Raw genomic sequence first — 14,436 nt, forward strand, 5'->3', positions numbered from 1 at the left:
CGAAGCTGCCCGAACGAGACCTGATCTCGTTCAGGCGTCGTCTGGTGCTACGTCTTCGCCGACAGGCCCGCACCTGCAATCAACGGCGCATCACTCACCGATGTTGTCGCCCTTGTCGCCTTTTTCATGCGAAGGGTCGTAGACCTTGGTCAGGTCGCCGCCCAAGCGGAAAGTCTTGAAGGGCTGCTTTTCGTGTTTCTCTTCCAGCACATCCGGGCTGCAGTTGTAGAGCGAGCAGTACGGTTCGAGCCAGGCGAATTTCGGGTCTTTCTTGAGGTCCGTCATGTCCTGTTTCTCGCCGTTGTGGTCAGCGAAAATCGAAGGATCCTTGACGCCAGCCAGCACCCGGTCGCCCAGACGCTTCAAGGCACCGTTGTTTTCCGGACGCAGGTCCACGCCGTTGGCCTGAGCGAAACTGGCAATCATCGCCAGCGGCGGCAGGGCATAGTTGTGATACGACAATGCGCGTTGGCGGCGCTTCATCTCGTTGGGCAGGAAGCCGTCCTTGTCGACTTGATTGGCGGCAACCTTGAACTCTTTGACTGCCCAGTCGAACAGGTCCTGGCGGTTGGTCGCGACGGCTGTTGCCATCACCGACCAAGCGGCCCAGTACGAGTGATTGTTAATTTTTTCCATCGGCAGGTTGCTCCAGTCGCTGACCACTTGATCGGCCAGCTTGCTGAACCAGCCTTCAATGATCTTTGCTTCCTGCTGACGATTGGCCAGCGGGTGCGAATCAGAGAACTTCAGGCGCAGATAAGCCGAGGACATGCTGCCCAGTGCCCATTTGCGCATCGACTTGCCGGTATGGTTGAACTCGCGGGACTCCAGCGCATCGGCTTTGGCCCACGTGGTCATCATGTTCAGCGCGCAATCGAGCTGCTCAGGACGGCCGTCGCGCATGTACTGCATCACGACTTTGCTGACGCCACGCTCAAGGTCGGTGATGTCCTTGGTTGCGTCGCGAAAGGCTTCTTCCGACACCGCATTGAGAGTTGCACGCGCCTTGTCAGAACCTTCGTACTTGCTGCGGAAAACCAGTTTGTCGGTGTACGGCTTGGGAACGGCGGCACAACTGAAGTTGTGATCGCCAGTCTTCATTTTTTCGATCGGGGCGTCGTAGCCCTTGGGTGGAACCAGCGCGGCGGACGCGCCCGTCGCCCAGGCCATCGATGACAGGATTGCCAGCGACAGCAGGGTAGGGCGGATCAGTTTAGGAGTCTGCATAATTCACCTCATAGTCCAGCTTGAGCGTTGTGTTTCGCATCGCTCGGGAACACGTTGCGTTTGCATACTTTGGCTTCGACTTTCTGTGGTGCTGCGCCTGCTTCCGGTCCCTGGATTTCCAGTGCCAGCAATTGCTGGTCGGCCCAGTCCTCGTCTTCGCGTAGTTCGAAGGCGAAGCGTCCGTCTGTATCAGACGTTTCCGGTTTTTCGATTTTCAGGTCCTCGTGGCGGCCGTTCATGTACCAGAGTCTGGCTTGAAGGGTTTTGACCGAGGTGTCATCGAACTTGATATCGATCTGGTTGCTGCCGTTGCGGATGTTCTTGATACCGTTCTTGCCGTTGACCAGTACTTCGTTGGTGCCCGGCTTGAGGGTGGTGCTGGCGCTCATCACTGCAGGTTTGCCTTCGCAACCGTTGTCCAGCAGAGACATCATCTGGCGGTAGATGGTTTCCTGGTCCAGGCGGTACAGCGGCGAAAACTCCCAGATGAGGATCTTCGGTGGACGCTTCTGGAAGTCTTCACTGCCCAGGTACTGCAGCATCGAACCTTCCAGACCGCCGCCGGGGAAGGCCACGTTCAGTACGTCGGCGCTTAGGTCTTCCTGCAGGAAGCCGCCGAAGTTGTAGTTCTTGCCACTGTGGCTGGTGCCGACCAGAGTGATTTCCGGGTTGCCGGAATCGCCGAACAGGTCACCGTCAGCCGCCTCGCCTTTGGGTTCGGTGCTGAACTGGTCCATGTACTGCACGGCGTAACTGGTCCCGCACAGTTGGCCGGCCATGTTGTGCAGCGTGCCGTTCTTGCCCATGCGGCCAGAGATGTGGCTTTCGAATTCGCGTTTCGGAATGTCGGAATACGCAGGGATTTTCTTGACCGTCTCGGCGACGATTTTCGCGGTGCGTTGAGCGCCATACGGCGTCCAGTGCTGGTCACCGCGGAAATAGAAGTCGTGCGCCTGTTGTTCGTTTGTCAACGGCGCCAGGTCAGGTACCCAATAGCCCATTTTGCTGAACCGACCGAGCATGGCCTGATAGTTTCTCAGTGCCTTGTCGTAGTCGAACTTGTCGCGGTCTGCCGGGAACAGCTTGTTGCGATCTACCAGACCGCGAGTCGGCTGATAGACCACAACCAGTTCAACACCTTTGCTCTTGAACGCATCGTGCAGTTCTTTCATGCGACGGTAGCCGGAAGGCGACGTGTCGAATTCTGTACGCAGGTCTTCTTGGGTACGAAACAGCCAGTCACCTTGCGCCTGGATCAGCGTGGTGAAGTTCTGCTGATAGCGCGAGACGTAGTTTTTTGCGTCGTGCGCGGCCGGGCACAGGCTGCAGCATGGCTCGGCCTTGAAGGTCGGCGCTTGCGAGTCGTCCGCGCGAGCGACACCGGCGGCGGCCATCAGCGCGGCGGTGAGGCTGGACAGGCTCAACAGCTTGATCAGATGTGCGTGCATAACAATACCCTTCCTCATTCCCGCAGCTCGGTCTGGCTTTCGACGGGGTCGATCAATACGGCTTTCTTCTGGCGTACCAGCAGGTCGAGGATTTCGTCCTGGCGATCACCGAGGATGCCGTTGAGGCTGATGCCCACTTCTTTGGTCGGCATCAGCATCGAGACGCGATACAGCTCGACGCTCAGTGGCGAGTCGATGGACAGCGGGCCAGAGCCGTTGCCGGCCAGTTCGCCGCCCACCATGATCAGCGACACCTGGGCGTCGAACGGGTCGAGCTCGATGTCGCGGTCGGTGTCGCTCAGGTCCTTGATGTGGCCATACACGCCCATCAGGCCGTTGCCGGTGGCAACGTTTTCGTACAACTTGATGTTCACACTGTTGCGCACGCGAATGCCGTGGCGGCGGTTGGCGATGACGCGGTTGCCCCACAACAGGTTGTTGCCGCTTTCGTACAGGGTGATGCCATCAGTGTGGTTCTGATAGATCTCGTTGTAGGCCACGATGTTGCCGACGCTGTTACGGTCCAGAACCACGCCGGACAATTTGTTGCCGTGGCTCTTGTTGCGGAAGATGAAGCTGTTGTCCACTTCCCGGGAAATAATGATCCCGTGCTTCTTCTTGGTCCCGTAAACGTCGTTCTCGGCGATGATCAGACCGTGTGAACGGTCATGCGGGTCAATGCCGTACACGATGTTGTCGCGGTAGGTATTGCCCTTGACCACGAAGTCGCGGGTTTCGTAGCAGTAGAAGCCGTACCACATGTCCGAGAACTCGGAGTCGACGATCCAGCCAGTTGGCTCGGGACGCTTGAGCACCTTCGCAGTGTTAGGCGTGTACTGGGAAATACTAATGCCGTACGACTTGCTCTGGTTGTAACCCATGCTCGCCATTTTGGTGTTGGCGATCCAGGTTTCCGAGCCGCCCCAAGTCAACAGGAACGGGCGAAACTCGTCGGGCTTGCGATAGGTCGCCAGGCCGTTGCGGGTTTCACTCCAGGCGTTGACCTGAGTGTGGGTGATCAGCATCTTGCCTTCGCTGACAATGAACGAACCCTTTTCCTGAGACAGACGCAATTCCTTGGTCTTGCTGTCGATCTCGAAAATCCCGGTCTCTTTGACGAGAATCGGCAGGCGCGCCACGTAGACACCCGGCGACACTTCGTTGAGGAACTGTTTCGGGACCTTTTTCGCCAGGTCCTGCAGGCTCACGTAGCCGTCGGAAATCATGATGGCCTGCGGGATACCCTTCTGGCGGGCCACCCATTCAGTCATCTTGTTGTCACCGCCGATGAATTCCTTCAGGCCGGTTTCTTCCATCATCCGCGAGACAGTGACCTTGCCCGGCTTGTTGCGCACGATCTTCTTCAGTGCCGCCTCGGCGGTGTAGCCGCTGAGGTCCGGCAGCATCGGTTTGGCCATTTCCAGCGGCGCGGTGGGCGGGCTGGTGATGGTGTAGGTTTTGGCCTGTTGCAGCCCTTTGACCAGCTTCGGGGTCTCGGGTACGACAGGCGCATTGGCCAGCGCCAGACTGCTGGCCATCAGCAGGGCGCTGGTCAGCACTGCGCTTTCGAGCAGGGCGTGTGACCAGTTGCGGCTGCGCCCGTTGCTAGCTTGACTGTTCATCTCTGGCACTCCTTTGGCGGTTCGCATCAGAAGCGCCAGATGACGTCGACGACAGCGCGGTGCATGTAGCTGTCCACGTTGTTCTGATAGGCGTCGCCGGGCTTGAAGACACCTGCGCGCAAACGCACCAGGGCCGAAGGTTCATCGAACGACTGGCTGAGCGACGCTGGCAACAGACCTTGCTTGAAGTACTTGGTCACAACCAGGTCCATCTCCTGACCCAGGTCCTTGCTTCCGTCTTCCAGTGGCAGCGAACTGAACGTGCCGTCCTGATTGTCGTTTACCGCGTTGATGCCCGAACCGCCGATACCGGTGTTGCCGTCCACACGACGGAACTTGTGGTAGATCAGCGACGCGTCGTATTCCTCGTTCATCTGCCAGGAAGCGAACAGCGAACCGGTTTCCACGTTGGCCATTTCGCCCTGGAAGGCTTCACCGAAGCGATGGATGCGCGAGCGTGTGCCGGTCCAGTTGGAGCGGTTACTTTCCAGACCGTTCTGGACGTAATCCCTGCTGGCGCGCGAATAGGCCGCGCCGACTTGCCACTGCGGGTCAAGACGCAGGCGCAGGCCCAGGTCAGTGGCCCAGCCGTTCATGTCGCGGCTGTTCTTCTGGCCCGCGATGAACTGGTCGTTGGCTGCGGAAGTCACGCCGATTTCGTCGCGAGTGCCGTCCAGCCAGGTCAGGCTGCCCCAATAGTTGAGCTGATGGGTGTTGTTGCGATAGTTGTAGGCATCGCTGTCGGCTTGCAGGCCGACCCAGGTCAGATCGCCATTCGAGGTCTTGTCCAGGTCGTCGAGCACCTGGCCTTGCGACTTGAGCTTGCCGTCGTCAGCGCTGTGATGCGCGCGGATACCGGCCCAATGGCCAGGTGTCCACTGGTAGCTCACCGAGCCGAACAGGTGCTTGCGGTCTTCATCGTCAGGCGCCAGCTCGGTCAGGTCGGTGCGGTATTCGCTGAAACGCTGGGCAGCACCCAGTTCAGCGCGCAGCAGCGTGGTGTCGAACGACCAATTGATGGCTTCGATGTTGGTGTCGTGCCACTGGCCGTCATCATTGCGCAGGCGCTGGCGACCGACTTTCAGGATCTCGCCAGGGTAGGGCGTGAAGCCGCTGTAGCCAATCCAGAATTCACGCAGTGCGGCGTAGGTCTTGTCGGTCTCACGCTCGCTGGCAGTGCCGCGCGAGGTTTGCGTACCGCTACCGTCGGCGTTGCTCTGCTCCAGCGGGTCGGTCTGAATGATGTCGGTAGCAGTCACCACTTGGCCCATGGCATAACCGCTCCAGTCGCCGCGTTCGCCATATACCCAGGGACGCAGGTCCAGACCCACACCGTTGACGTCGCCGCCCGAACGGGTGCCCAGATCGCGATCATCCTCGGCCTGTGCCGTGGCCTTGATTTCGATACCGAAATTCTGTTGTTCGGTCAGCGCTGCCAGCGTCGGGCAGGCCCACAACAGGGTGAAGCCAAGGCCCATGCCGGCGGCCATCAGGGGATTCAACTTCATAATGCTTCCTCACCGTCTTTTTCTTCTTGCAGGGCTTGCGCTGCCATCGCGTTCTGAGTGGCGGTAGCGCCCCGGACTTTTTGCTCGCGCGCCAACAGATCTTTGGCGGTGGCAAGCTTTTCAGGCGGCAGTTGGGTGTTGAGGGCTTCGGCAAGCTCGGTGGCTTGCGGGGTCTGGCTGGCCAGTGCCATCTGGGCGAATACCCAGGCATTGACGGGGTCAGGTTTGGTGCCTTTACCCTGCGAGAACAGCTGCGCAAGGGCGAAGTCAGCGCTGTTCTGGCCACCGCGTGCGGCGGTCAGCAGTTCGTCCACAGCTTTTTGTGGATAGACCTGGCCCAGGTAACCGCGGCGATAGATCTGACCCAGGTAGTAATGGGCGGAGATCTCAGTCGCTGTGGCTTTCTTGAGGTGTTCTTCGGCCTTGAATGCGTCAGGTGTGACCCATTTGCCTTCGTAATACAGGCGACCCAGCAGCAGTTCGGCGCGGGGCTGATCTGCGGCACGGCCGTTGTTCAGGTATTCCATCATCTTGTTGACGTCGCCCAGTTCGGGGAAGTCGTAAAGCAGTTTGGCCAGCGTCACCCAGGAAATCGGGTAGCCCGGCGCGATGCCTTCCAGCAATTGCTGGGCGGTTTTCTCGTCCGGTGTACCGATGGTGGAGTCGCCCAGTACGCGCGCGACACTGTCCACTCGTTGAGCGTTGACGCGGCCTGCCGCATGTTCGCTCTTGAGTTTTTCGATCAGTGCAGCCTGCTGTTCGGCCTGGCCGCGCGTCTGATAGACCGTGGCCAGCTCGACGTAACAAATGTCAGTCGCCGACAGCGCCTGCTTGCAGATGCTCTCGACTTCATCCAGATGCTGCGCATAGGTGCCTTGAGTGCGGTACAGCAGTACCTGAGCCAGACCGGCCTCCGGGTAACCTGCCGCGCGCCACTCGCTGATTTTCTGCTGCGCATTCACTTCCGGGAACGTGTGCGGGTATTGCAGGTACAGCATGGCCAACGGGATCAGGGTGCCGGACTCACCATTGGCGAATGCTTTTTTCAGCAGGCCTTCGGCTTCGCGGTGTTCAGCTTCAGTTGCATCGGGCTTGGCCGCCAGCAATCGGCCAAGGCGCGACTGCGCACGAGGCGAAGTCTCTGCCGCAGCGCGGTAAGTGGCCTCGGCCTGCTTGAGCAGGGCCGGGTCGCGAGTGTTCACCTGAATGTCGGCCAGACCGACCTGTGCATCGCTGTAGCCCAGGTCCGCCAGCTGCCGATAGTTCTGCTCCGCCAGCGCAGTGTCACCGTTTTTCAGGGCTTCATTGGCAAGGCGTTGATCAGGCAGGCCGGCACAGCCGCTCAGGCCGAGCGCGACGGCGAGGCTCAATAGCGTGGGGGTCGACAGGCGTCGTAGTGGGCTGTTCATGGTTACAGACCCGCAGCCATGGCTTTGTCGAGCAGCCAGTTCACGGATGGGCCGCGATCGCTGACAACTTCTACAGGACGACCGGCCAGCGCGCTGCTCAGGGTTTCGTCAGGCTGGATCTGCACACGAATGTCGGTAGACAGGTCGGCATCGCTCAGGTTGGTGCTGCTGATGATCTTGCCGGTACGAAGCTTGTCTTCGCCCGCGATCTGGAAGCTCACACGGGTGCCTGGCTTGACGTCGTTGAACTGACGATAGGTAAAGCGTGCTTCCACTGTGGCCGGTGCGTTGCGTGGGACCAGTTGGAAGATGACCTGACCCTTGGAAGCGAACTGACCATCGGCAACCAGCTGGCGACCGACAACGCAATCACATGGGCTGGTGAGGGTGCCGCTCATTTGCTTGCCGTAAAGCTCTTCGATCTTGGCTGGCTGCAGGTCTTCACCGGTCAGGCTGCCCTTGAGCATTTCCAGCATGCTGGTGTTGAAGGTTGCGAGTGGCGCGCCTTTGGTGGCTTCGCCATTCGGACCGACCAGGCTCTGCACGGTGCCTTCACGTGGCATGGTTACATCCATGCTTGGAATCGACACCAGACCGGCCGAAGCGTGGCTGACGAAATACAGGCCGTAGACGGTTTTGAAGATAAAGCCGAAAGCAGCCAGACCGACAATGAACACGCCAAGGCTGAAGGTGACTGCGCGCAGACGTCCCATTGTCGACATGCCGCCGTCCTTGCCCTTGACCTTGCGCGCCTTGGTGAAGTTGTCGCGCTGCAGCGTAGCGAGTACTTCGCCCAGAGTAACGACTTCGCCTGAGAGGTGCGAAGTGATCAGGTGACGCAGGGTAGCGATGTCCTGAGGCTCCAGGTTCTGGAACTGGCAACCGATACGATTGCTGGCGTTGTCTATGGAGCGAACCTGTAGATCGACGTCCATGGCCAGGCCAAGGTTGTCGATGATGAACTGCAGGCGTCCTTTTACAATTTGACCTTCAGTGAATTTCTGCCCTGCTGGAGCAACGAAGCTCAGGCCACCGGCTGACAGGTCTTCGATGCGCACCAGCGGCGCGTTCGGCTGATCATTTAGCAGGCGCAGCTTGGCAGGAATCTTGATCCGGGCGTGTTGGCGCTGTGCTTCGGATTCATGTACGACGTTCGCATTCACGGCTGTATTCATGGCTATTTTTCCTACTTAAGCAATTAATCCGTTGGCCCGGTCAAACCATCGTCAACAGCACGGCGACGAAGATGGTGCCAGCCGAGAAAGTCATGGTTCGGGACGACCACGTGTTGAACCAGCCCTGAAAGCTGGCCATGTCGCGGCTGAGTTTTGTGTCCTGGCGCGTCCAGGACTGGCGGTCCAGGCGGAAGAAGACGTAAATCTTCATCAGGGCGCCGACGATCTGGTTGTAATAGAGAATTATCGGGTAGGCAGGCCCGATCCTGTGTCCTGAAAGGGACAGCAGCAGGGTCAGGATCAGACGGGTCATGCCGATCCAGAGCAGGTACATCAGCAGGAACGCGCCGCCGTATTTGAAACTGGCGATGATGGCGACGGTCAGGCCGAGAATGGAGGTCCACATCGACACACGCTGGTCGAACAGCACGATGCTGGTGAAAATCCCCAGACGACGAACGCCCAGGCCCAGTGCGCGCGAGTTCTGACGCAGGTTGTTGCCGTACCAGCGATACATCAGTTTGCGGCTGGCTTTCAGGAAGCTCTTCTCGGGCGGGTGCTCGACCGTGTTTATCGCCGCATCCGGCACGTAGAAGGTGTCGTAGCCCAGACGCATCAGGCTGAACCAGCTGGACTTGTCGTCACCGGTCAGAAACCTGAACGTGCCCAGACGCCAGTGGTTGAGCGAATCGCTTTCCACGTCGGCGATGAACTCCGGGTCGGTGACCACCGTGGCGCGGAATACCGACATGCGGCCAGTCATGGTCAACACGCGCTTGGACAGGGCCATCGAGCACATGTTGATGTGACGCTGAGCGAAACGCAGCTTGTGCCACTCGCTCATGATGTAGCCGCCACGCACTTCGCAGAACTCGTTGGTGGTCAGACCGCCGACGTTGTCGAACAGCTGGAACCAGGGCACGGTCTTGGCAACCACACCTTCGTTGAGCACGGTGTCACCGTCGATCACTGCAACAACCGCGCGGCTGTCGGGCAAGTGACGCGAAATGGCGCGGAAGCCGTAGGCAAGGCCATCGCGCTTGCCGGTGCCCGGAATTCGTACGAAGTCCAGTTTGACGCGTTCCGGCGGGTTGAACTTCGCCCACATGCTCTTGACCAGCAGCTCATCGGACATTTCCACCAGCGAGCAGACGATGGTGGTCGGCAGTCCGCAGTCGATGGCTTCACGGATTACCGAGTTGTACACCTGAGCGGTGGTCAGTGCGTCGATACGAAAGCTGGTGACCATCAGAAACACGTGCGAGGGGTCTGCAGCGCTGCCCAGCTTGCGTACCTTGCGGCGCAAGTGAGGGTAGACGATGTACAGAAAGATCATCCCGCGCACGAAGTGTGTGATCCCCATCGAGTAGCGCCAGATGCCGACGGCGCCAATCAGGAAGATAAAGTTCTTCGACTGTGAGTCGAAGATACTGGTGGGCAATGCAGTTGCAATGCCCATTAATAAACTCAGATAGAACAGCCAACCGGCGGCCTGTAACAGGCCGTGCTTGAGCCTCTGCATAATCTGTATCCCTAAGTCAGTTGCAAGCCTCAAGCCCCAGGCTGCAAGCAGTTGGCTTGAGCTTGTGGCCTGGAGCTTGGCGCTTGTGGCTTGCGGCTGATTTACCAGCAGATACCTTCGGCACGACCGTCTTCGGTGGTGGCATTGGACATGAAGCCCACCAGGTCGATCACACGCTTGCCTTCAGGGGTCTTGTTGGCGAGGGCGCGGAAACGCTCGTCGCGGTTGCCCAGGATGATGACGTCAGAGTCATTGATGACTTGATCGAAGTCCGAATTCAGCAGCGACGAAACGTGCGGAATCTTGGATTCGATGTAGTCCTTGTTGGCGCCGTGAACGCGTGCATATTCAACGTTGCTGTCGAAGATGCTCAGGTCGAAGCCCTTGCCGATCAGCATTTCGGCCAGCTCTACCAGCGGGCTTTCACGCAGATCGTCGGTACCGGCCTTGAAGCTCAGGCCCAGCAGTGCAACCTTGCGCGAATCGTGGCTTGCAACCATGTCGAAAGCGTTCTGCACTTGCGACGTGTTGCTGCGCATCAGCGAGTTGAGCAGAGGGGCTTCAACGTCCAGGCTACCGGCACGGTAGGTGAGGGCGCGAACGTCTTTCGGCAGGCAGGAACCGCCGAATGCGAAGCCTGGGCGCATGTAGTACTGGGACAGGTTCAGAGCCTTGTCCTGGCAGACCACGTCCATTACTTCACGGCCATCGACGCCTACGGCTTTGGCAATGTTGCCGATTTCATTGGCGAAGGTCACTTTGGTGGCGTGCCATACGTTGCAGGTGTACTTGATCATTTCGGCAACGGCGATGTCCTTGCGGATGATCGGCGCGTCGAGTTCTTCGTACAGCGATTGCAGGACGTCGCCCGAGGCTTTGTCAAATTCGCCGATGACGGTCATTGGCGGCAGATCGTAGTCCTTGATGGCGGTACTTTCGCGCAGGAACTCAGGGTTTACCGCCACGCCGAAATCAACGCCGGCTTTCTTGCCAGAGCAGTCTTCGAGGATAGGGATAACCACATTGGCGACAGTGCCCGGCAGTACAGTACTGCGAACAACGATGGTGTGACGCGTGGATTTGTCGCGCAGGACATAACCGATTTCGCGGCACACGGATTCAATGTAATCCAGTTCCAGGTCGCCGTTCTTCTTGCTAGGCGTGCCGACGCAGATCATCGACAGGTCGGTGGCGCGAATGGCTTCTGCGAAGTCGGTAGTACCGCGCAGCTTGCCGGTAGCAAGGCCTTTTTGCAGCAGTTCTTCCAAGCCTGGTTCAACGATAGGCGACTTGCCGTTATTGATCAGGTCGATCTTGGTGCTGGAGATATCCACGCCCACTACATCGTGACCGCGTGCAGAAAGGCAACCGGCACAGACGGCACCGACATAACCCAAACCAAATATGCTGATACGCATCGTATTCTCCTCGATTTTTCACGCCATTAAGTGGCTGGATATAAATTTTTGCCAGCAGGTATCACGCGTCAGTGCACACGGCTTATAAACCGTTCAACTAACACAGGCAGAGTTAATGAGTGAGTGCCCAAACAAACGAGGCGAACTCAAATGACACTAAGTGCAAGCGGCAAGTGTCCTGTCCGGCGGGCAGGGCCCTGCTCTCCTTGGATGCAGTAAACCACTCCTTGTCTGACGATCGATGGCGGACCTCGCTTGGAAAGCCCCGGCCAGAGCCGTAGCGTCCCTCTCGGATCCTGCGCATGCCACCCGTTCGGCGTCGCCTGTCTACCAACATCAACTAGTGATGTGAGTCTGATTCCAGATACCGGGTACCCGGAAGATCATGCGTCCCTGTCAGTAACTTTCCGATTTTCTGCCCACCTGTAAGTGATCTCTTACAGGTTAGCCCTGAATTGTTACGGGATGTAGGAGCGCATGAATTCGTATTTAGTTCCGGGCCACTCGTCCTGATTTGCAGATTTTGATGTATCAACCCCGTGACAAAGACGTAGGCAAGGCGTGGTGAATTTTTACCAAGGCCTTATTTTGCAGGGGGCGCAGCGGGCAGAGGGCGTAAGTGCTACTACAGCAAAAAGCTAAAAGGCCACTACTTAAAAAAATTGATTATTTTTTCACGAAAAAAAGACACGTTGCATGAAGGCGTTGTTTTGACGATTCCTTGGCGTCACTAACTTGTCGTCAGCGGGCGCGGAACAGCAGATCAAGGCTGTGTAACAGTAACCTGTTACACATTTTTGACGGCGTTAGTGGTCAGCAGTGTCTCGCAGAAACACCAACTTGTCGGGGGTTGACTGTTCGCTGCTATAACGATAGCCCTGCACGTCAAACTCCTTTAGTGCAGCCGGCGTACTGATCCGTTCTTCGATAACAAAGCGGCTCATCATGCCGCGTGCTTTCTTGGCGTAGAAGCTGATGATCTTGTACTGGCCGTTTTTCAGATCCTTGAACTCGGTGTCAATGATCCGCGCCTTCAGCGCCGCACGTTTGATGGCCGAGAAGTATTCAGTGGACGCCAGGTTCAGCAGCAGGTCATCGCCCTGATCGGCAAGTGCCTCGTTGAGCCATTCGCTGATCCTTGTTCCCCAGAACGCATAAAGATCCTTGCCCCGGGCGTTGGCCAGCTTTGTTCCCATCTCCAGGCGATAGGGCTGCATCAGGTCCAGCGGGCGCAGCAGGCCATAAAGGCCTGACAGCATTCGCAAGTGATGCTGGGCATAGTCCAGTTGCGCATCGCTCAGTGTTTCGGCCTGCAGACCGGTATAGACGTCACCCTTGAACGCCAGCAGCGCCTGTTTGGCATTGTCGAGGGTGAAGGCCGGGTCCCAACTGCCAAAGCGTGCTGCGTTCAGCCCGGACAACTTGTCGGACAGGTGCATCAGTTCACCGATCTGCGCGGGGGTCAGCTCTCGCAATTGAGTGATCAGCTCTTGAGAGTGCTCCAGATACTGTGGCTGAGTGAAGCGTGCGGTAGTGGGTGGCGTCTCGAAATCGAGGGTTTTCGCTGGGGAAATCACCATCAGCATGAAGTCGTCTCCTTTGATCGTCCTGCGATTCTAGGGGTTGACGACCCATGACTCCAGCGATGGCGATGGCGATGGTCGATGATGCATTGTCAGTGATGTCATGCAGGTGCGCGTTGTATGGATCTCGACATAAGAAGCCGTGGCTATATCGGCTATAGTGGCACGCCGGTCATCGGCCAGGGCTCATCAAGAGGGCGTCGGGTTTGCGTATTGTTTTAGCTGTGTGTGCGAGTCTGCTGTGGCTTCAGGCTCAGGCGGCCGCGCCAGTCATTGCCACCATCGACCGTAGTGTTTGGCCCGAGCGGCTGAAGACGCCGGGCTTGTTCGACGTGGCGTCGCGTGCAGAGATCCTCTCCTTCGCCCATGAGTTGTATCTGAGTGAGAAGCTCGACGAAGAGGGGCTCAAACAACGGCTGGGTCTGCGATTTGTCAATGTGCCTTCACTGAACGTCGTCCGCCATCGCCTGTGGCTGCGCCTGCTCGAGAACTATCAGGCTGCTCAGAAGAGCTGTGAAGAAGATGCCAACTTCTGTGTGCTGGTCGAGGACATGGACCAACTTCGCCTGCGCGCCGAGGAGTATCAGGTATCGAACGATTCGTTCTATGCCGGCTGGGCTGGCCCCGGTGCGGCGTTTCATCGCCGCTACCTGAATGAGTTGCTGTTCATGGCCGCGCTGTTTCCGCAGACCAGCAGCGAGATCGAGCGTTATAACTCCGATGAGATGAGCGGCGACGAGCTGCCTGATCGCACGTTCATGCTCAATTTCGAAGGCGGCCCTAGCCCGTTGGATGGCGGAACCGACTGGCTGGCCGACTTCATGCGTCAACAAAAGATGACTGCCACCTTCTTTGTGCTCGGCAAGAGCCTTCAGGAGCGCCTCGACACCAGCTCGGCTGTCGGCCTGCAGGCGCTTTACCGCCAGCAGTGTGTCGGCCTGCAGGGCTGGGAGTACCGTTCGCACAGTCAGTGGCTGGACTGGCAGGATTCCATCCTGCGCAGTGAGGCGCTGGTTCAGCAGGTGCTGCCGGATAACTTCGTGCCTTTGTTTCGCCCGCCTTATGGTCACCGTCGGGCCGACAGTGGCGACTTCTTTCGTGACCGGCACCTGCGTGTATCGCTATGGAACATCGACGCGCAGGATGACACCGGGCGGCTCACCGCAGAGCAGGTCAGCGACCGCGTGCTGACCCTGATGCTGCTTTGGCGCAAAGGCACGGTCGTGTTTCATGACGTCGCCAACAAGGCGCAGTCTGCGCTGCCGTTGCTGCTGGCCAATACGGCGCAAAGCGAGCTGATTTGGGATGACTGTCGAAATATCTCTGAAACGACCGTGGAGCAAGGGCCGGAGAGTAGCGAGGAGGCTGCGCCGGAGGGGGAATGAAGGCTGATTCGGCGTGGGCGGACTTCCGACTTTAAACGTGCTGCGGACGCCCGCCAAGTCCTATTCGTCATCCTGTGAAATAAACTTCAAAAAACTGTCAAAACGCTTTTTTCTGTCATCCCTTTTGCTGTATTACGAA

Annotated in this window: 10 protein-coding genes; 1 reads left to right on the plus strand and 9 read right to left on the minus strand. The window is 58.2% G+C overall.

The window, feature by feature from the left end; translation table 11 throughout:
* Positions 1-90: 90 nt before the first annotated feature.
* The 9 genes from I9H09_RS05060 to yaaA all read right to left on the minus strand — a co-directional run bounded on the left by I9H09_RS05060 (position 91) and on the right by yaaA (position 12,915).
* A complete protein-coding gene (locus tag I9H09_RS05060; RefSeq protein WP_005891336.1) occupies positions 91-1,227 on the minus strand; it encodes a mannuronate-specific alginate lyase in 1,137 nt (378 codons plus the stop codon).
* An 8-nt stretch (positions 1,228-1,235) separates the two neighbouring features.
* Positions 1,236-2,675 carry an alginate O-acetyltransferase AlgX-related protein gene (locus tag I9H09_RS05065; RefSeq protein ID WP_005891338.1) on the minus strand — a complete coding sequence of 480 codons (1,440 nt, stop codon included), beginning with the start codon at positions 2,673-2,675 and terminating at the stop codon, positions 1,236-1,238.
* A gap of 14 nt (positions 2,676-2,689) precedes the next feature.
* Positions 2,690-4,297 carry a mannuronan 5-epimerase AlgG gene (gene algG / locus I9H09_RS05070; protein WP_024671349.1) on the minus strand — a complete coding sequence of 536 codons (1,608 nt, stop codon included), beginning with the start codon at positions 4,295-4,297 and terminating at the stop codon, positions 2,690-2,692.
* 26 nt (positions 4,298-4,323) lie between these two features.
* Positions 4,324-5,805 carry an alginate export family protein gene (locus I9H09_RS05075; protein WP_024690122.1) on the minus strand — a complete coding sequence of 494 codons (1,482 nt, stop codon included), beginning with the start codon at positions 5,803-5,805 and terminating at the stop codon, positions 4,324-4,326.
* On the minus strand, positions 5,802-7,214 hold the full coding sequence (gene algK / locus I9H09_RS05080; RefSeq protein WP_024671348.1) for an alginate biosynthesis TPR repeat lipoprotein AlgK: 1,413 nt from the start codon (positions 7,212-7,214) through the stop codon (positions 5,802-5,804). The genes I9H09_RS05075 and algK overlap by 4 nt, the downstream gene beginning before the upstream one ends.
* Positions 7,215-7,216: 2 nt before the next feature.
* On the minus strand, positions 7,217-8,389 hold the full coding sequence (locus tag I9H09_RS05085; protein ID WP_005891344.1) for an alginate biosynthesis protein Alg44: 1,173 nt from the start codon (positions 8,387-8,389) through the stop codon (positions 7,217-7,219).
* A 40-nt stretch (positions 8,390-8,429) separates the two neighbouring features.
* Entirely contained in the window at positions 8,430-9,911 is a 1,482-nt protein-coding gene (gene alg8 / locus I9H09_RS05090; RefSeq protein WP_024671347.1) for a mannuronan synthase, read from the minus strand.
* A gap of 101 nt (positions 9,912-10,012) precedes the next feature.
* Positions 10,013-11,329, minus strand: coding sequence for a nucleotide sugar dehydrogenase (locus I9H09_RS05095; RefSeq protein WP_005891346.1), 1,317 nt, complete (start codon positions 11,327-11,329; stop codon positions 10,013-10,015).
* A gap of 806 nt (positions 11,330-12,135) precedes the next feature.
* Positions 12,136-12,915 carry a peroxide stress protein YaaA gene (gene yaaA, locus I9H09_RS05100; protein WP_053480728.1) on the minus strand — a complete coding sequence of 260 codons (780 nt, stop codon included), beginning with the start codon at positions 12,913-12,915 and terminating at the stop codon, positions 12,136-12,138.
* A 203-nt stretch (positions 12,916-13,118) separates the two neighbouring features.
* Between yaaA and I9H09_RS05105 the strand changes: the two genes are divergently transcribed.
* A complete protein-coding gene (locus tag I9H09_RS05105; RefSeq protein WP_236502213.1) occupies positions 13,119-14,297 on the plus strand; it encodes a polysaccharide deacetylase family protein in 1,179 nt (392 codons plus the stop codon).
* The last annotated feature ends 139 nt before the right edge of the window (positions 14,298-14,436 follow it).

The sequence above is a fragment of the Pseudomonas tremae genome, from assembly GCF_023278125.1.
Classification (GTDB): domain Bacteria; phylum Pseudomonadota; class Gammaproteobacteria; order Pseudomonadales; family Pseudomonadaceae; genus Aquipseudomonas; species Aquipseudomonas tremae.